Source organism: Streptomyces sp. NPDC060000, from assembly GCF_042737375.1.
Lineage (GTDB): Bacteria > Actinomycetota > Actinomycetes > Streptomycetales > Streptomycetaceae > Streptomyces.
Genome location: NZ_JBHWUU010000084.1, coordinates 1 through 18,365, shown reverse-complemented (window position 1 = coordinate 18,365; position 18,365 = coordinate 1). Strand labels below are relative to the sequence as shown.

Here is an 18,365-nt window from a genome sequence, read left to right as displayed (position 1 = left end):
CCTTGCCGCCCGTGACCGCAACCCTGATCTGGACCCTGGTCGTCCTCTTCGCGATCGGCCTGTACCTGAGCTGGACGGCGGGACGGCTGGACCGGCTGCACGCCCGCATCGACGCCGCCCGCGCCGCGCTGGACGCGCAGCTGCTGCGCCGGGCGTCCGTGGCGCAGGAGCTGGCCACCTCCAAGGTGCTCGACCCCGCCGCCTCGATCGTCCTGTACGAGGCCGCGCACGCGGCGCGGCAGGCGGAGGAGGAGCAGCGGGAGGTCGCCGAGAGCGAGCTCAGCCAGGCCCTGCGGGCCGTCTTCGAGGACGCCCGGCAACTGGACGTCGTGCGCGAGGCACCCGGCGGAGACGCGGCCGCCCGCGAGCTAGCGGAGGCCGTCCGCCGGGTCCCCATGGCCCGCCGCTTCCACAACGACGCCGTGGGCGCCGTCCGCAGACTGCGCCAGCACCGCAAGGTCCGCTGGTTCCGGCTGGCCGGCCACGCCCCGTTCCCGATGGCGTTCGAGATGGACGACGAACCGCCGCCCTCCCTGGCGGACCGCGTGGCCTGAGCCGACGACCGACGGGGCCCACCGGTGGGGCCGGTGCGGGCCGGTGCGGGCCGGTGCGGGCCGCATGATCGTCCCGAAAAGGATCCACGGGCTTGCCATTGGCCCTTGCTGTGGACTGGTCCATTCGCGTTTCCTCAGTGCTGCACAAATCTTCTTTTCTACGAGTGAGGTCACCCGTGTCCAGCACGATCTCCGAAAACCAGACCCCCGAGACCGGCACCGCGCGCGTGAAGCGCGGTATGGCCGAGCAGCTCAAGGGTGGCGTGATCATGGACGTGGTCAACGCCGAGCAGGCGAAGATCGCCGAGGACGCCGGCGCCGTGGCCGTCATGGCGCTGGAGCGGGTCCCGGCCGACATCCGCAAGGACGGCGGCGTGGCCCGGATGTCCGACCCGGACATGATCGAGGGCATCATCGAAGCCGTCTCGATCCCGGTCATGGCGAAGTCCCGTATCGGCCACTTCGTCGAGGCCCAGGTCCTGCAGTCGCTCGGCGTCGACTACATCGACGAGTCCGAGGTCCTCACTCCGGCCGACGAGGTCAACCACTCCGACAAGTGGGCGTTCACCACCCCCTTCGTCTGTGGCGCCACCAACCTCGGTGAGGCCCTGCGTCGTATCGCCGAGGGCGCCGCGATGATCCGCTCCAAGGGCGAGGCCGGCACCGGCAACGTCGTCGAGGCCGTCCGTCACCTGCGCCAGATCAAGAACGAGATCGCCCGTCTGCGCGGCTTCGACAACAACGAGCTGTACGCCGCCGCCAAGGACCTGCGTGCCCCGTACGAACTCGTCAAGGAGGTCGCCGAACTCGGCAAGCTCCCCGTCGTGCTGTTCTCCGCAGGTGGTGTCGCCACCCCCGCCGACGCCGCGCTGATGCGCCAGCTCGGCGCCGAGGGCGTCTTCGTCGGCTCCGGCATCTTCAAGTCCGGCGACCCGGCCAAGCGCGCCGCAGCCATCGTGAAGGCCACCACCTTCTACGACGACCCGAAGATCATCGCGGACGCGTCCCGCAACCTGGGCGAGGCCATGGTCGGCATCAACTGCGACACCCTCCCCGAGGCCGAGCGCTACGCCAACCGCGGCTGGTAACCACCTCATGAGCCACGAAGTCCCTGTCATCGGCGTCCTGGCACTCCAGGGCGACGTCCAGGAGCACCTCGTCGCCCTGGCCGCGGCCGACGCCGTGGCCAGGCCGGTGCGGCGCCCCGAGGAACTCGCCGAGGTCGACGGACTCGTCATCCCCGGCGGCGAGTCCACCACCATCTCCAAGCTGGCCGTCCTCTTCGGCGTGATGGAGCCTCTCCGCGCGCGCGTGCGGGACGGAATGCCCGTCTACGGGACCTGCGCGGGCATGATCATGCTCGCCGACAAGATCCTGGACCCGCGCTCGGGCCAGGAGACCGTCGGCGGCATCGACATGATCGTGCGCCGCAACGCCTTCGGACGCCAGAACGAGTCCTTCGAAGCCGCCCTCGACGTGAACGGCATCCCGGGCGACCCGGTGGAGGGCGTCTTCATCCGCGCCCCCTGGGTCGAGTCCGTCGGTGCCGGGACCGAGGTGCTCGCCGAGCACGGGGGTCACATCGTCGCCGTCCGCCAGGGCAACGCGCTCGCCACGTCGTTCCACCCGGAACTGACCGGAGACCACCGTGTGCACGCCCTGTTCGTCGACATGGTGCGCGCGAACCGGGCGGCGGAGTCCTTGTAGGATCTGGGGGTTCCCCTAGGCTCTCAGGCCTGGGGAGTTCGTTTCAGATCGGGTTACGCGAAGGAGACAGGCAGATGTCCGGCCACTCTAAATGGGCTACGACGAAGCACAAGAAGGCCGTGATCGACGCCAAGCGCGGCAAGCTCTTCGCGAAGCTGATCAAGAACATCGAGGTGGCCGCCCGGATGGGTGGCATCGACATCGAGGGCAACCCGACGCTCTACGACGCCATCCAGAAGGCGAAGAAGCAGTCGGTTCCGAACAAGAACATCGACTCCGCGGTCAAGCGCGGCGGCGGCCTCGAGGCCGGCGGCGCCGACTACGAGACGATCATGTACGAGGGCTACGGCCCGAACGGTGTCGCGGTGCTCATCGAGTGCCTCACCGACAACCGCAACCGCGCCGCCTCCGACGTCCGCGTCGCCATGACCCGCAACGGCGGCTCCATGGCCGACCCGGGCTCGGTGTCGTACCTCTTCCACCGCAAGGGCGTCGTCATCGTCCCCAAGGGTGAGCTGGCCGAGGACGACGTGCTCGGCGCGGTCCTCGACGCGGGCGCCGAGGAGGTCAACGACCTCGGCGAGTCCTTCGAGGTCCTCTCCGAGGCCACCGACCTGGTCGCGGTCCGCACCGCCCTCCAGGAAGCCGGCATCGACTACGACTCCGCCGAGGCCAACTTCGTCCCGACCATGCAGGTCGAGCTGGACGAGGACGGCGCGAGGAAGATCTTCAAGCTGATCGACACGCTCGAGGACAGCGACGACGTGCAGAACGTCTTCGCCAACTTCGACGTCAGCGACGAGGTCATGGAGAAGGTCGACGCGTAGCGCCGCCGCGGAACGAACGAGTGCGTCGGGCCGGTGGGACACGCGTCCTGCCGGCCCGACGTCGTTGTCGGTGGCAGCGGATAGCCTGGCGACTGTCAGAGATCACCGTCGACGGACCGTGAGCTGCGATCGAGGAACCCCGGCGCTGTCCGGCCACGGCCCCGGGAGCGGCGGCGGCTCAGCCGCGAAGAGGGGAGGGCGCGTGCGGGTACTCGGGGTGGACCCCGGACTGACGCGATGCGGTGTCGGTGTCGTCGAAGGGGTCGCGGGCCGGCCGCTCACCATGCTCGGCGTGGGTGTCGTGCGGACGCCCGCGGACGCCGCGTTGGGGCAGCGCCTCGTCGGCATCGAACAGGGCATCGAACGGTGGCTCGACGAGTACCGGCCCGAATACGTCGCCGTGGAACGGGTGTTCAGCCAGCACAACGTCCGCACGGTCATGGGCACCGCCCAGGCCAGCGCCGTCGCCATGCTGTGCGCCGCCCGCCGCGGGATCCCCGTCGCCCTGCACACCCCGAGCGAGGTCAAGGCCGCCGTCACCGGCAGCGGACGCGCGGACAAGGCCCAGATCGGCGCGATGGTCACGCGCCTGCTGCGACTCGACGCGCCCCCCAAGCCGGCCGACGCCGCCGACGCCCTCGCGCTCGCCATCTGCCACATCTGGCGCGGCCCCGCGCAGAACCGGCTCCAGCGGGCCGTCGCCCAGCACGCGGCGACGGCACCGACGACATCGAAAGGCCGTACGGCATGATCGCCTTCGTCAGCGGCACGGTCGCCGCACTCGCTCCCGACGCGGCCGTGGTCGAGGTGGGCGGTGTGGGCATGGCCGTCCAGTGCTCGCCGAACACGCTGTCCACGCTCCGGCTCGGCAGGCCGGCCAAGCTCGCCACCTCCCTCGTCGTACGGGAGGACTCGCTGACCCTGTACGGCTTCGTGGACGACGACGAGCGCCAGGTCTTCGAACTGCTGCAGACGGCGAGCGGGGTGGGCCCCCGGCTCGCCCAGGCCATGCTGGCGGTGCACACGCCGGACGCACTGCGCCGTGCGGTCGCCACCGGCGACGAGAAGGCTCTCGTCGCGGTGCCGGGCATCGGCAAGAAGGGCGCCCAGAAGCTGCTGCTGGACCTCAAGGACCGCCTGGGCGAGCCGCTCGGCGCCCCCGCGGTCGGCGCACCGGTCACCAGCGGCTGGCGCGACCAGCTGCACGCCGCCCTCATCGGCCTCGGCTACGCGACCCGTGAGGCCGACGAGGCGGTCGCCGCCGTAACCCCGCAGGCCGAGGCCGCGAACGGCGCACCCCAGGTGGGCCACCTCCTGAAGGCTGCCCTTCAGACCCTGAACCGCGCCCGCTAGGAGACGTCAGTGAACTGGGACGACACGACCGAAGACACCGCCCCCGAGCGGCTGGTCGGCTCTGTCGCCGACCGGGAGGACCAGGCCGTCGAGGCCGCGCTGCGTCCCAAGGACCTGGGCGAGTTCATCGGCCAGGAGAAGGTCCGCGAACAGCTCGACCTCGTCCTGCGCGCCGCACGCGCGCGGGGGGCGACGGCCGACCACGTACTGCTCTCCGGCGCCCCCGGCCTCGGCAAGACCACCCTCTCGATGATCATCGCCGCCGAGATGGGCGCCCCGATCCGCATCACCAGCGGCCCGGCCATCCAGCACGCGGGCGACCTCGCGGCGATCCTCTCCTCCCTGCAGGAGGGCGAGGTCCTCTTCCTCGACGAGATCCACCGCATGTCGCGGCCCGCCGAGGAGATGCTCTACATGGCGATGGAGGACTTCCGCGTCGACGTCATCGTCGGCAAGGGCCCCGGCGCCACCGCCATCCCGCTCGAACTGCCCCCCTTCACCCTGGTCGGCGCCACCACGCGAGCGGGCCTGCTGCCGCCCCCGCTGCGCGACCGCTTCGGCTTCACGGCACACATGGAGTTCTACGAGCCCGCCGAACTCCAGCGCGTGATCCACCGCTCCGCGGACCTCCTCGACGTGGAGATCGACACCGACGGCGCCGCCGAGATCGCCGGCCGCTCCCGCGGTACCCCCCGGATCGCCAACCGGCTGCTGCGCCGCGTACGCGACTACGCGCAGGTCAAGGCCGACGGGAGGATCACCCGCGCGATCGCGGAGGCCGCGCTGAAGGTCTACGAGGTGGACGGCCGTGGTCTCGACCGCCTGGACCGCGGGGTCCTGGAGGCCTTGCTGAAGCTGTTCGGCGGCGGTCCGGTCGGCCTCTCCACCCTCGCCGTGGCGGTGGGCGAGGAACGCGAGACGGTCGAGGAGGTCGCCGAACCCTTCCTGGTGAGGGAGGGGCTGCTCGCCCGTACCCCGCGCGGGCGGGTGGCGACCCCGGCCGCCTGGGCGCACCTCGGACTCACCCCGGCCCGGGGAAGCGGACAACAGGACCTGTTCGGGGCGTGACGCGCAGGGCCGCGGCGAAGGCATTGGCCGGGGCAGGAACCCAGGTGCCATGCTGAGCGTTGTTCCATGCGCGCGGACTCGCTTAGACTCCGCCGATGCCGCCGTTGTCGGCAGCACACAACCTTTATCCATCAGGCCGCTCCACCATCGCGGTCGTCTGAAGGAAGTCCGTCCCGTGAGTCCTGTGACCCTCCTCCCGTTCATCGTGCTCATCGGGGCCATGTTCCTGATGACCCGGTCTGCCAAGAAGAAGCAGCAGCAGGCCGCCAGCATGCGCAACGACATGCAGCCCGGCAGCGGTGTCCGCACCATCGGGGGCATGTACGCGACGGTGAAGGAGGTCAACGAGGACACGGTCCTCCTCGACGCCGGTCCGGGCGTCGACCTGCTCTTCGCGAAGAACTCCATCGGTGCCGTCCTGACCGACGACGAGTACAACCGCATCGTCCACGGCGTCGAGCACGACCTGAAGTCCGACTCCGACGTCGTCCCGGACGACGCCTCCTCCCTCACCGGGTCCGCCGGGACCGACGACTCCGTCGACGAAGCTGCCGCCTCCGACGACAAGGCCGTCGACCTCGGCAAGAAGGACGAGCCCGACGAGGCGCAGGAGAAGGCCGCCGAGGCCGAGCAGGCCGAGGCCGACGAAGAGCCGAAGAAGACCGACGGCGACTCCGACGCGAAGAAGTAGCACCGTCCCCGGCGTACACGGGTCCCACCCGTCCGTGCCGGGGCGCGCTCATCTCGCCAGGGGATCCCGACACCATGTCATGGCCGCGGCCGCGCTGACCCGGCGCGAGGCGGCCCGAGAGGGAGTACGAGAAGGTGGCAGCACCTAAGAAGGGCCGGAGCGCGAGTGCCCAGAGCAAGCCAGGGCGCTCGCTGGCCCTGATCCTGATCGCCATCGTGGGGCTCACCGCAGGCATGTTCGCCTCCGGTCACACCACTCCGCGTCTCGGCATCGACCTTGCCGGCGGTACCAGCATCACGCTGAAGGCGAAGTCGGACCAGGGATCCGCGATCAACAAGGCCAACATGAACACCGCGGTCGACATCATGAACCGCCGTGTCAACGGGCTGGGCGTCTCCGAGGCGGAGGTGCAGACCCAGGGCAACGACAACATCATCGTCAACATCCCCAAGGGCACCAACTCCGAGAAGGCCCGGCAGCAGGTCGGCACCACCGCCAAGCTGTACTTCCGTCCGGTCCTGGCCCAGGAGGCCACCGGCTCCGCCGTCACCGCTTCCCCGAGCGCGTCCGCGAGCGGCTCGTCCAGCGCCTCTCCGAGCCCCTCGACGAGCGCCTCCGGCACCGGTGAGAAGGCGACCTCCTCGTCCTCCCCGTCGGCCTCCGCCACCTCGCAGGGTCGCGCGGTCACCGACGCACTGAAGGCCGACTCCACCCCTTCGGCCTCCGCGAGCACCAAGGCGAGCTCCTCCGCCAGCCCGTCGGCCTCCGCGAGCGGCGGCGCCGCCGTCTCCGCCGGCGACGCCGCGCTCCAGGCCAAGTACGCGGCCCTGGACTGCTCCAAGGAGTCGGTCCGCAACACGGCCGGCGACGGCGTGAAGCCCGGGGACGCGACCGTGGCCTGCGGTGAGATCGACAAGGTCTGGTACAAGTACCTGCTCGGCCCGGCCGCCGTCGACGGCACCGAGGTCGACAAGGCCCAGGCCGTCTTCGACACGCAGGGCGCCGCCGGCTGGCAGGTCACCATGACCTTCACCAAGCAGGGCGGCAAGAAGTTCGCCGACATCACCGGCAAGCTCGCGCAGAACCAGCAGCCGCTGAACGAGTTCGGCATCGTGCTCGACGGCAACGTCGTCTCCAGCCCGTTCGTGCAGAACTCCATCACCGGCGGCCAGGCCCAGATCTCCGGCAGCTTCACGCAGACGGAGGCCCAGGGCCTCGCCAACATGCTGTCCTACGGTGCGCTCCCGCTCTCCTTCGAGGAGCAGAGCGTGACCACGGTGACGGCGGCGCTCGGCGGTGACCAGCTGCACGCGGGTCTGCTGGCCGGCGCCATCGGCCTCGCGCTCGTCGTGATCTACCTGGTGGCCTACTACCGCGGGCTGGCGCTCATCGCGCTCGCGTCGCTGCTGGTCTCCGCGGCCCTCACCTACGTGCTGATGTCCCTGCTCGGCCCGGCCATCGGCTTCGCGCTGAACCTGCCCGCCGTCTGTGGCGCCATCGTCGCCATCGGTATCACCGCGGACTCGTTCATCGTGTACTTCGAACGCGTCCGGGACGAGATCCGCGAGGGCCGTACCCTGCGACCGGCCGTCGAGCGGGCCTGGCCGCGTGCCCGGCGCACCATCCTGGTCTCCGACTTCGTGTCGTTCCTCGCCGCCGCGGTGCTGTTCATCGTCACGGTCGGCAAGGTCCAGGGCTTCGCGTTCACGCTGGGCCTGACCACCGTCCTGGACGTGGTCGTGGTCTTCTTCTTCACCAAGCCGCTGATGACGCTCATCGCTCGGCGGAAGTTCTTCGCGAGCGGCCACAAGTGGTCCGGCCTCGACCCGAAGAGCCTGGGTGCCCACCCGCCGCTGCGCCGCACCCGCCGTCCCGGTGGTCCCGCCGCCGGCCCCGTCGAGACGAAGGAGGCATGAGCGATGTCGAAACTCGGTAACCTCGGCGCCCGCCTGCACCGTGGCGAGATCAGCTACGACTTCATCGGCCACCGCAAGCTCTGGTACGGCATCTCGATCCTGATCACCATCACGGCCATCCTGGGCCTGGCGGTGCGCGGCCTGAACATGGGCATCGACTTCCAGGGCGGCGCCGTCTTCACCACCGAGAAGACCAGCGTCTCCGTCTCCCAGGCCGAGGACTACGCGAAGACCGCGTCCGGCCATGACGCGGTCGTGCAGAAGCTGGGCAACAGCACGCTGCGCATCCAGATCGCCGGTATGGACATCAAGCAGTCCAACCAGATCAAGGACGACCTCGCCGCGGACTTCAAGGTCGACCCGGAGACGATCACCACCGACCTGGTCGGTCCCAGCTGGGGTGACCAGATCGCCAACAAGGCCTGGCAGGGCCTGGCGATCTTCATGATCCTGGTCGTGATCTACCTGGCGATCGCCTTCGAGTGGCGGATGGCCATCGCCGCCCTCGTCGCCCTGATCCACGACATCACCATCACGGTCGGCATCTACGCCCTCGTGGGCTTCGAGGTCACGCCCGGCACGGTGATCGGTCTGCTGACGATCCTCGGTTACTCGCTGTACGACACGGTCGTCGTCTTCGACTCCCTCAAGGAACAGACGAAGGACCTCACCAAGCAGACCCGCTTCACCTACAGCGAGATCGCCAACCGCTCGATCAACGGCACCCTGGTCCGCTCCATCAACACCACGGTCGTCGCGCTGCTGCCGGTGGCCGGCCTGCTGTTCATCGGCGGTGGCTTCCTCGGCGCGGGCACGCTCAACGACATCTCGCTGTCGCTGTTCGTCGGCCTCGCGGCCGGTGCCTACTCCTCGATCTTCATCGCCACGCCGCTCGTGGCCGACCTCAAGGAGCGCGAGCCGCAGGTCAAGGCGCTGCGCAAGCGTGTCCTGGCCAAGCGTGCCCAGGCCCCCGAGGAGGCGTTCGCGCAGAACCGCGGCGACGCCGCCTACGACGACGAGCCCGAGGACGCCGAAGCCGCGGTCGTCGGGCCGCGCAACCAGCCCGCGTCCCGGGGCCGGGGCCACGGCCGTCCGTCGGGGAAGCGCCGATGACCGAGCTCACCGACATCACGACACTGCTCCTCAGCCGCATCCGCGATGTGGCCGACTACCCTGAGCCGGGTGTGATGTTCAAGGACATCACCCCGCTCCTGGCGGACCCGGTGGCGTTCACCGCACTCACCGATGCCTTCGCCGAGGTCGCGGAGCGCACCGGCGCGACCAAGATCGTCGGTCTGGAGGCCCGGGGCTTCATCCTGGGCGCCCCGGTCGCCGTCCGCGCGGGCCTCGGCTTCATTCCCGTACGCAAGGCGGGCAAGCTCCCCGGAGCCACCCTCGGCCAGGCCTACGACCTGGAGTACGGCTCGGCCGAGATCGAGGTGCACGCCGAGGACCTGACCGCCGACGACCGGGTGCTGATCGTCGACGACGTCCTCGCCACCGGAGGCACCGCCGAGGCCTCGATCCAGCTCATCCACCGGGCCGGCGCCCAGGTGGCGGGCGTCGCCGTCCTGATGGAACTGGGCTTCCTCGACGGCCGCCCCCGCCTGGAGGCGGCCCTCGGGGAAGCACCCCTTGAGGCGCTGCTCAGGATCTGAGCACGGTCCGAAAACCGCCGTACGCCAAGTGGGCGGGCCCGGAGGAATCCGGCGCCCGCCCCTTGTGTTTGTACCGGTGGACGGCCCTCACACCGGCCTGAAGGCGATCCTGGAGCTCAGGATCGCTACGATGGGTGCTCCGGAGCCTGACCGGGGACCCGGATCGCGCACGAGGAGTCCTCTTGCCAGACGAGGCCCAGCACCTGACCGCCGCCAAGCCCGAGTCCGCCTCGGGGCCTGCGGCCACGCCCGCGTCGCACGCGAAGGACGACGGCCGCGGGGCGGTCGAGCACGACCGCTCCGCCCCCGTGGACAAGGCGGCCGAAGAGCCGCGGCCCAAGCCGGCCCAGCCCGAGAACGCCTCGGCCGCGCCCGCCGACCGCCCGGCCGCCGGGCAGCCGCCGGCCCGCTCCGGCTCTTCCAACCGCGTCCGTGCCCGCCTCGCCAGGCTCGGCGGCCAGCGCCAGAACCCGTACAACCCGGTCCTGGAACCGCTGCTGCGGATAGTGCGCAGCAACGACCCCAAGATCGAGACGGCGACACTGCGCCAGATCGAGAAGTCCTACCAGGTGGCCGAGCGCTGGCACCGCGGTCAGAAGCGCAAGAGCGGCGACCCGTACATCACGCACCCGCTCGCGGTGACCACGATCCTCGCCGAGCTGGGCATGGACCCGGCGACGCTCATGGCGGGCCTGCTGCACGACACCGTCGAGGACACCGAGTACGGCCTGGAGGACCTGCGCCGCGACTTCGGCGACCAGGTCGCTCTGCTGGTGGACGGCGTCACCAAGCTGGACAAGGTCAAGTTCGGCGAGGCCGCGCAGGCCGAGACCGTGCGCAAGATGGTCGTCGCCATGGCCAAGGACCCGCGCGTCCTGGTCATCAAGCTCGCCGACCGGCTGCACAACATGCGCACCATGCGCTACCTCAAGCGCGAGAAGCAGGAGAAGAAGGCGCGCGAGACCCTCGAGATCTACGCGCCGCTCGCCCACCGGCTCGGCATGAACACCATCAAGTGGGAACTGGAGGACCTCGCCTTCGCGATCCTCTACCCCAAGATGTACGACGAGATCGTACGGCTGGTGGCCGAGCGGGCACCGAAACGTGACGAGTACCTGGCCATAGTGACCGACGAGGTCCAGGCCGACCTGCGTGCCGCCCGCATCAAGGCGACCGTCACCGGCCGCCCGAAGCACTACTACAGCGTCTACCAGAAGATGATCGTCCGCGGCCGCGACTTCGCGGAGATCTACGACCTGGTGGGCATCCGCGTCCTGGTGGACACGGTCAGGGACTGCTACGCGGCTCTCGGCACGGTGCACGCGCGATGGAACCCGGTCCCCGGCCGGTTCAAGGACTACATCGCGATGCCGAAGTTCAACATGTACCAGTCGCTGCACACGACGGTCATCGGCCCCAACGGCAAGCCCGTCGAACTCCAGATCCGTACGTTCGACATGCACCGCCGTGCCGAGTACGGCATCGCCGCGCACTGGAAGTACAAGCAGGAGGCCGTCGCCGGCGCCTCAAAGGTGCGCTCGGACCAGCCGAGGACCACCGGCAAGGACGACCACCTCAACGACATGGCGTGGCTACGGCAGCTCCTCGACTGGCAGAAGGAGACCGAGGACCCCGGCGAGTTCCTGGAGTCGCTGCGCTTCGACCTGTCACGCAACGAGGTCTTCGTCTTCACGCCGAAGGGTGACGTGATAGCGCTGCCGGCCGGCGCCACGCCCGTGGACTTCTCGTACGCGGTGCACACCGAGGTGGGTCACCGCACCATAGGGGCCCGCGTCAACGGACGTCTCGTCCCGCTGGAATCGACCCTGGACAACGGCGACCTGGTGGAGGTCTTCACCTCCAAGGCGGCCGGGGCCGGGCCGTCCCGGGACTGGCTGAACTTCGTGAAGTCCCCGCGCGCCCGCAACAAGATCCGGGCCTGGTTCTCCAAGGAGCGCCGCGACGAGGCCATCGAGCAGGGCAAGGACGCCATCGCGCGCGCGATGCGCAAGCAGAACCTGCCGATCCAGCGCATCCTCACCGGCGACTCCCTCGTCACCCTCGCGCACGAGATGCGCTACCCGGACATCTCCTCGCTGTACGCGGCGATCGGCGAGGGCCACGTGGCCGCGCAGAACGTCGTGCAGAAGCTGGTGCAGGCCCTCGGCGGCGAGGAGGCGGCCACCGAGGAGATGGACGAGGCGGTCCCGTCGCGGACGCGCAGCCGCAAGCGGCGCAGCAACCAGGACCCGGGTGTCGTCGTCAAGGGCGTCGACGACGTGTGGGTCAAGCTGGCCCGGTGCTGTACGCCCGTGCCGGGCGACCCGATCATCGGATTCGTCACGCGCGGTAGTGGCGTATCGGTTCACCGCAGCGACTGCGTCAACGTGGAGTCACTGTCCCGTGAGCCGGAGCGCATCCTCGAGGTCGAGTGGGCGCCCACCCAGTCCTCGGTCTTCCTGGTCGCCATCCAGGTCGAGGCACTGGACCGTTCCCGCCTGCTCTCGGACGTCACCCGGGTCCTGTCCGACCAGCACGTCAACATCCTCTCCGCGGCCGTCCAGACCTCCCGCGACCGGGTGGCCACCTCCCGCTTCACCTTCGAGATGGGCGACCCCAAGCACCTGGGGCACGTTCTGAAGGCCGTACGCGGGGTGGAGGGCGTCTACGACGTGTACCGGATGACATCGGCGCGCAGGCCGTAGCCGAGCGCACGAGAGGCCCCCGTACGCGATGTACGGGGGCCTCTTCGACGACCGGTTCGGTCGGATGCCGGTCGCGGTCAGCCGCCGAACTCGTGGAGGCCCTTCAGTGCCTGGTCCAGCAGCGCCTGGCGGCCCTCCAGCTCCCGCTCCAGCTTGTCGGCCTTCGCGGAGTTGCCCTGGGCGCGAGCCTGGTCGATCTGCGTCCGCAGCTTGTCGACGGCGGCCTGGAGCTGACCGGTCAGACCCGCGGCACGCGCGCGTGCCTCCGGGTTCGTCCGGCGCCACTCGGCCTCCTCGGACTCCTGCATGGCCCGCTCCACGGCGTGCATCCGGCCCTCGACCTTCGGCCGGGCGTCGCGCGGCACGTGGCCGATGGCCTCCCAGCGCTCGTTGAGCGAGCGGAACGCGGCACGCGCCGTCTTCAGATCACCGATCGGCAGGAGCCTCTCGGCCTCCTCGGCCAGCTCCTCCTTGAGCTTCAGGTTCTCCGTCTGCTCCGCGTCCCGCTCGGCGAACACCGAACTGCGGGCGGCGAAGAAGACGTCCTGGGCGCCGCGGAAGCGGTTCCACAGGTCGTCCTCGTGCTCGCGCTGCGCGCGGCCCGCCGCCTTCCACTCCGCCATCAGCTCGCGGTAGCGGGCCGCCGTCGGACCCCAGTCCGACGAAGCGGACAGCGCCTCGGCCTCGGAGACCAGCCGCTCCTTGGTCCGGCGGGCCTCCTCGCGCTGCGCGTCCAGCTGGGCGAAGTGCGCCTTGCGGCGCTTGGAGAACGCCGAGCGCGCGTGCGAGAACCGGTGCCACAACTCGTCGTCCGACTTGCGGTCGAGGCGCGGCAGACCCTTCCAGATGTCCACCAGTGACCGCAGCCGTTCACCGGCGGCCCGCCACTGGTCGGACTGCGCCAGCTGCTCCGCCTCGGTGACCAGGTCCTCCTTGGCCTTGCGGGCCTCGTCGGACTGCTTGGCCCGCTGCTGCTTGCGCTCCTCGCGCCGCGACTCGACCGTCGCCACCAGCTTGTCCAGCCGGTCCCGAAGCGTCTGGAGATCACCGACCGCGTGGTGCGCGTCGACCTGTTCGCGGATGTGGTCGATCGCGACCTGGGCGTCCTTGGTCGACAGATCGGTGGTCTTCACTCGCTTCTCGAGGAGGCCGATCTCGACAACCAGGCCCTCGTACTTGCGCTCGAAATAGGCCAGCGCCTCCTCGGGGGAGCCTGCCTGCCAGGAACCGACCACCTGCTCGCCGTCGGCCGTACGCACGTACACGGTCCCCGTCTCGTCGACGCGGCCCCACGGGTCGCTGCTCACAGCGCCTCCTCCACATGATGCCTCCGAGGGGCTTCGGCGCCCCCGGGCATCGTCCACAGTTTCGTCACGGCCAACATAGGCGACCGGCGGGCCGCCTGTCCGCATCCAGCGCGACCGAGATTGCGCGGTTGACCGGCCCTTGGTCGTCTGATCGCCGTCAGGATTTGGCGACCGTCGCCTTGTTGATCACGACGGTCGCGTTCGGGGCGCCGTCACCGGCGCCCGTGTTCTCACCCGCGGCGGCGATCTTCTTCAGAACCTTCATGCCGTCGGCCGACACCGTCCCGAAGGGGGTGTAGCTGGGCGGCAGCTGACTGGCCTGGTAGACGAGGAAGAACTGGCTCCCGCCGGTGTGCGCCTGACCGGTGTTGGCCATCGCGATGGTGCCCGCCGGGTAGGTGTTGTTCTTGAGGCTGGTGTCCTTCAGGTTCTCGTCCGGAATGGTGTAGCCGGGGCCGCCGCTGCCGCTGCCCGTCGGGTCGCCGCACTGGAGCACGTAGATGCCGTTGGTGGTGAGGCGGTGGCACTTGGTGTGGTCGAAGTAGCCCTTGCCGGCGAGGAAGCTGAACGAGTTCACCGTGTGCGGCGCGGCCTTCGCCTTGAGCGCTATGTCGATGTCGCCGCAGGTCGTCGCCAGCGTCATCGTGTACTTCGCCGACGTGTCGATCGTGACCGCCGGCTCCTTCTTCCAGCTCTGCGTCTTGACCGAGCCCGCGGCCGCCTTCTCGCACGGATCCTTGGCGGCGCTGGGCGTCGCGGACGGAGTCGTCTCCGAGCTCGCGTTCGCCTTGTCGTTGCCGTCGTCCTTCAGGACGCCCGTCGTGTACAGCGCCACACTGCCGATGATGATCACGCCGAGCACCGACGCGATCACAGAGTTGCGCACGCGCGCCTTGCGTCGCGCGGAGGTGCGCCGCTGCTGCTGCCGCAAGAACTTCTCCCGGGCGAGCTGACGCTTCCGCTGTTCCTGGGTGACCACCGGGTTCTCTCCTCGTGCGTCTCGTACGTCGACTGGGACGCGTGCGTCTTGTGAGCCGACCGCCTGCGTGTGCCCCGTACCGTATATGGGTTCGCTGAGGAATCGGCAGCGCCGGTAGGCTCTGACCACTGGCGCAGCCGCCCAGAAGCCCACGCGTATCGACACAAACGAAGGACGATCGTGCTCATTGCCGGGTTCCCCGCCGGCGCCTGGGGGACGAACTGTTATCTCGTCGCCCCCGCGGCCGGTGAGGAGTGCGTGATCATCGACCCGGGCCACCAGGCGGCCCCGGGAGTCGAGGAAGCGGTCAGGAAGCATCGGCTCAAGCCCGTCGCCGTCGTCCTCACCCACGGCCACATCGACCACGTGGCCTCGGTCGTCCCGGTGTGCGGAGCGCACGGTGTACCGGCCTGGATCCACCCCGCGGACCGCTACATGATGAGCGACCCCGAGAAGGCGGTCGGCCGGTCCATCGGGATGCCGCTGATGGGCGAGCTGACCGTGGGGGAGCCGGACGACGTCCGTGAGCTGGCCGACGGCGTCGGCCTCGACCTGGCGGGTCTGGAGTTCTCCGTCGCCCACGCGCCGGGCCATACCAAGGGGTCGGTGGCCTTCCGGATGCCCGAGACGACCGACGTCCCGTCGGTCTTCTTCTCCGGGGATCTGCTGTTCGCCGGCTCCATCGGACGCACCGACCTGCCCGGCGGTGACATGGCCGAGATGCTCGACTCGCTGGCCCGCGTGTGCCTGCCACTCGACGACTCGACCGTGGTGCTGTCCGGCCACGGCCCCCAGACGACCATCGGCCAGGAGCGCGCCACCAACCCGTATCTGCGGCAGGTGGCGGCCGACGGCCAGGGAGCGGGTTCGCACCCCGCTCCCCGACGAGGAATGTGACGAGAGACCTTCCGTGAGCACCTTCCAGGCCCCCAAGGGCACGTACGACCTGATCCCGCCGGACAGCGCCAGGTACCTCGCCGTCCGCGAGGCCATCGCCGCGCCGCTGCGCAACTCCGGCTACGGCTACATCGAGACGCCCGGCTTCGAGAACGTGGAGCTCTTCGCGCGCGGTGTCGGTGAGTCGACCGACATCGTGACGAAGGAGATGTACGCCTTCGAGACCAAGGGCGGCGACCGGCTCGCGCTGCGCCCCGAGGGGACGGCGTCCGTGCTGCGCGCCGCTCTCGAGGCCAACCTGCACAAGGCGGGCAACCTGCCGGTCAAGCTCTGGTACTCCGGCTCGTACTACCGCTACGAGCGCCCCCAGAAGGGCCGTTACAGGCACTTCTCGCAGGTCGGCGCCGAGGCGATCGGCGCGGAGGACCCGGCGCTGGACGCCGAGCTGATCATCCTGGCCGACCAGGCGTACCGGTCGCTGGGGCTGCGGAACTTCCGCATCCTGCTCAACAGCCTCGGCGACAAGGAGTGCCGCCCGGTGTACCGGGAGGCACTCCAGAGCTTCCTGCGGAGCCTGGAGCTCGACGAGGACACGCTGCGCCGCGCGGAGATCAACCCGCTGCGGGTCCTGGACGACAAGCGCGAGTCGGTCCAGAAGCAGCTCGGGGACGCGCCGCTCCTGCGCGACTACCTCTGCGACGCCTGCAAGGCGTACCACGAGGAGGTCCGTGAGCTGATCACGGCGGCGGGAGTGGCCTTCGAGGACGACCCGAAGCTGGTCCGCGGCCTCGACTACTACACCCGTACGACCTTCGAGTTCGTCCACGACGGGCTGGGCTCGCAGTCCGCGGTGGGCGGCGGCGGCCGGTACGACGGTCTCTCCGAGATGATCGGCGGTCCCGCTCTGCCGTCGGTGGGCTGGGCGCTGGGCGTCGACCGTACGGTGCTTGCGCTGGAGGCGGAGGGCGTGGAGCTGGAACTGCCCGCCGTGACCTCCGTGTTCGCCGTACCGCTCGGCGAGGAGGCCCGCCGGGTCCTCTTCGCGAAGGTCACCGAACTGCGCAAGCTCGGTGTCGCGGCCGACTTCTCCTACGGCGCCAAGGGGCTCAAGGGCGCCATGAAGAACGCCAACCGCAGCGGTGCCCGCTACACGGTCGTCGCCGGTGAACGCGACCTCGCCGAGGGCGTCGTCCAGCTGAAGGACATGGAGTCCGGCGAGCAGACGGCGATCGGCGTCAACGAGATCGTGGCGGAACTGGAGTCGAGGCTGGGCTAGCGGGCCCAGCGGGGCGAGGAAGGCGCCGGGTCGGGTGACCCGGCGCCTTCGTCATGCACCGGAGCGTCAACCTCGCGGGCGCGCGTTCCTCCTGTGGAGGACTGCGTCTCCCAGGTGCCACGCGCGTGTGCCGCCGGGCCCGTTGGGCTGCTCGGCCTTGGCCGGAACCGAACAACCGGGGACGGCCGTACGTACTTCCTTATGTCCACCGAACGGTGCGCACCCGGTCCTGTGCGGCACAATGGCCCCTGCCCGAAGATGGTCCAACTCTCAAGCGACGGATCGGCGTGATGAGCAAGACGACGACAGTCAAAGACGTCTCCACGGAGTCCGAGCCCGAGCGCGTCGCCGCGACCGGACCCCGGACCGTGGGCGGCAGCCGTGCGTTCGCGATCCTGCTGCTGATCACCGGTGCGGCCGGTCTGCTGGCCGCCTGGGTCATCACGCTCGACAAGTTCAAGATCCTCGAGGCCAAGGTCGAGGGCAAAACCTTCACGCCCAGCTGCAGCATCAGCCCGATCATCAGCTGCGGCAGCGTGATGGAGAGCAAGCAGGCCGCCGTCTTCGGCTTCCCCAACCCGATGCTCGGCCTCGTCGCCTACGGCATCGTGATCTGCGTCGGCGTGACCCTGCTGACCCGTGTCGCCCTCCCGCGCTGGTACTGGCTGACCTTCAACGCCGGCACGCTCTTCGGTGTGGCCTTCTGCACCTGGCTCCAGTACCAGTCGCTGTACAAGATCAACGCCCTGTGCCTGTGGTGCTCGCTGGCCTGGGTCGCGACGATCACCATGTTCTGGTACGTCACCTCGTTCAACGTGCGCAACGGCCTTCTGCCCGCCCCGGGCTGGCTGAAGCGGTTCCTCGGCGAGTTCACCTGGGTCCTGCCGGTCACCCATGTCGGCATCATCGCCATGCTGGTCCTGACCCGCTGGGGCGCGGACCTCTGGGCCTGAGCCCGGCACACCGGACCCGCCCCGGACAGCGGTGTCGGACCTCTGACGTAGGCTCCGATGTGTGGAGCCCGACCTGTTCACCGCCGCAGCAGAAGAACGCCAGGAGAAGGACCCCGCCGGGAGCCCCCTGGCGGTCCGGATGCGCCCGCGCATCCTCGACGAGGTGGTGGGCCAGCAGCACCTGCTGAAGCCGGGCTCACCCCTGCGCCGCCTGGTCGGCGAGGGGGCCACCGGTCCGGCCGGGCCCTCCTCGGTGATCCTCTGGGGGCCGCCCGGCACCGGGAAGACGACCCTGGCGTACGTCGTCTCCAAGGCCACCAACAAGCGGTTCGTCGAACTGTCGGCGATCACCGCGGGCGTCAAGGAGGTCCGCGCGGTCATCGACGGCGCCCGCCGTGCCATCGGTGGCTACGGCAAGGAGACCGTCCTCTTCCTCGACGAGATCCACCGCTTCAGCAAGGCCCAGCAGGACTC

General features: G+C 69.8%; 18 protein-coding genes. 16 read left to right on the top strand and 2 right to left on the bottom strand.

Features of this window, described 5'->3' with window-relative positions; genetic code table 11:
* The first annotated feature begins 11 nt into the window (after positions 1-11).
* The 12 genes from ACFWBB_RS34405 (at position 12) to ACFWBB_RS34350 (ending at position 12,479) form a co-directional block, all read left to right on the top strand.
* Positions 12-554, top strand: coding sequence for a hypothetical protein (locus ACFWBB_RS34405; protein ID WP_385280563.1), 543 nt, complete (start codon positions 12-14; stop codon positions 552-554).
* Between the two features lie 176 nt (positions 555-730).
* On the top strand, positions 731-1,642 hold the full coding sequence (gene pdxS / locus ACFWBB_RS34400) for a pyridoxal 5'-phosphate synthase lyase subunit PdxS (RefSeq protein WP_385280560.1): 912 nt from the start codon (positions 731-733) through the stop codon (positions 1,640-1,642).
* Between the two features lie 7 nt (positions 1,643-1,649).
* On the top strand, positions 1,650-2,261 hold the full coding sequence (pdxT, locus tag ACFWBB_RS34395) for a pyridoxal 5'-phosphate synthase glutaminase subunit PdxT (protein ID WP_385280557.1): 612 nt from the start codon (positions 1,650-1,652) through the stop codon (positions 2,259-2,261).
* Between the two features lie 74 nt (positions 2,262-2,335).
* Positions 2,336-3,088, top strand: a complete 753-nt coding sequence (locus ACFWBB_RS34390) for a YebC/PmpR family DNA-binding transcriptional regulator (RefSeq protein ID WP_385280554.1) — start codon at positions 2,336-2,338, stop codon at positions 3,086-3,088.
* 202 nt (positions 3,089-3,290) lie between these two features.
* On the top strand, positions 3,291-3,839 hold the full coding sequence (ruvC, locus tag ACFWBB_RS34385) for a crossover junction endodeoxyribonuclease RuvC (protein WP_385280551.1): 549 nt from the start codon (positions 3,291-3,293) through the stop codon (positions 3,837-3,839).
* The gene (ruvA, locus tag ACFWBB_RS34380) at positions 3,836-4,441 is read left to right on the top strand and encodes a Holliday junction branch migration protein RuvA (RefSeq protein ID WP_385280549.1); all 606 of its coding nucleotides are present in this window, start codon (positions 3,836-3,838) and stop codon (positions 4,439-4,441) included. Before ruvC ends, ruvA begins: the two co-directional genes overlap by 4 nt.
* Before the next feature lie 9 nt (positions 4,442-4,450).
* Entirely contained in the window at positions 4,451-5,509 is a 1,059-nt protein-coding gene (gene ruvB / locus ACFWBB_RS34375; RefSeq protein ID WP_385280546.1) for a Holliday junction branch migration DNA helicase RuvB, read from the top strand.
* A gap of 175 nt (positions 5,510-5,684) precedes the next feature.
* Positions 5,685-6,200 (top strand): preprotein translocase subunit YajC, encoded by a 516-nt coding sequence (gene yajC / locus ACFWBB_RS34370; RefSeq protein WP_385280544.1) that lies wholly within the window; start codon positions 5,685-5,687, stop codon positions 6,198-6,200.
* A 134-nt stretch (positions 6,201-6,334) separates the two neighbouring features.
* Positions 6,335-8,116: a protein translocase subunit SecD gene (secD, locus tag ACFWBB_RS34365; RefSeq protein WP_385280541.1), complete on the top strand. Its 1,782-nt coding sequence runs from the start codon at positions 6,335-6,337 to the stop codon at positions 8,114-8,116.
* Positions 8,117-8,119: 3 nt separating this feature from the next.
* On the top strand, positions 8,120-9,229 hold the full coding sequence (gene secF, locus ACFWBB_RS34360) for a protein translocase subunit SecF (RefSeq protein WP_385280538.1): 1,110 nt from the start codon (positions 8,120-8,122) through the stop codon (positions 9,227-9,229).
* The gene (locus ACFWBB_RS34355; protein ID WP_385280535.1) at positions 9,226-9,774 is read left to right on the top strand and encodes an adenine phosphoribosyltransferase; all 549 of its coding nucleotides are present in this window, start codon (positions 9,226-9,228) and stop codon (positions 9,772-9,774) included. The genes secF and ACFWBB_RS34355 overlap by 4 nt, the downstream gene beginning before the upstream one ends.
* Before the next feature lie 182 nt (positions 9,775-9,956).
* Positions 9,957-12,479: a RelA/SpoT family protein gene (locus ACFWBB_RS34350; RefSeq protein ID WP_385280533.1), complete on the top strand. Its 2,523-nt coding sequence runs from the start codon at positions 9,957-9,959 to the stop codon at positions 12,477-12,479.
* 77 nt (positions 12,480-12,556) lie between these two features.
* Here the strand turns inward: ACFWBB_RS34350 and ACFWBB_RS34345 are convergent, their stop codons facing one another.
* Positions 12,557-13,786, bottom strand: a complete 1,230-nt coding sequence (locus ACFWBB_RS34345; RefSeq protein ID WP_385280530.1) for a DUF349 domain-containing protein — start codon at positions 13,784-13,786, stop codon at positions 12,557-12,559.
* 157 nt (positions 13,787-13,943) lie between these two features.
* Complete coding sequence (locus ACFWBB_RS34340; RefSeq protein WP_385280527.1) at positions 13,944-14,765, bottom strand: peptidylprolyl isomerase; 822 nt, start codon at positions 14,763-14,765, stop codon at positions 13,944-13,946.
* A gap of 180 nt (positions 14,766-14,945) precedes the next feature.
* Here ACFWBB_RS34340 and ACFWBB_RS34335 point away from each other — a divergent pair, with 180 nt between their 5' ends.
* The 4 genes from ACFWBB_RS34335 to ACFWBB_RS34320 all read left to right on the top strand — a co-directional run.
* Positions 14,946-15,662, top strand: coding sequence for an MBL fold metallo-hydrolase (locus ACFWBB_RS34335; RefSeq protein WP_385280524.1), 717 nt, complete (start codon positions 14,946-14,948; stop codon positions 15,660-15,662).
* Between the two features lie 13 nt (positions 15,663-15,675).
* Entirely contained in the window at positions 15,676-16,938 is a 1,263-nt protein-coding gene (gene hisS / locus ACFWBB_RS34330; protein WP_385280521.1) for a histidine--tRNA ligase, read from the top strand.
* Positions 16,939-17,228: 290 nt separating this feature from the next.
* The gene (locus tag ACFWBB_RS34325; protein ID WP_385280518.1) at positions 17,229-17,891 is read left to right on the top strand and encodes a vitamin K epoxide reductase family protein; all 663 of its coding nucleotides are present in this window, start codon (positions 17,229-17,231) and stop codon (positions 17,889-17,891) included.
* Positions 17,892-17,952: 61 nt separating this feature from the next.
* A partial coding sequence (locus ACFWBB_RS34320) for an AAA family ATPase (protein WP_385280515.1) occupies positions 17,953-18,365 on the top strand: 413 nt, incomplete at its 3' end.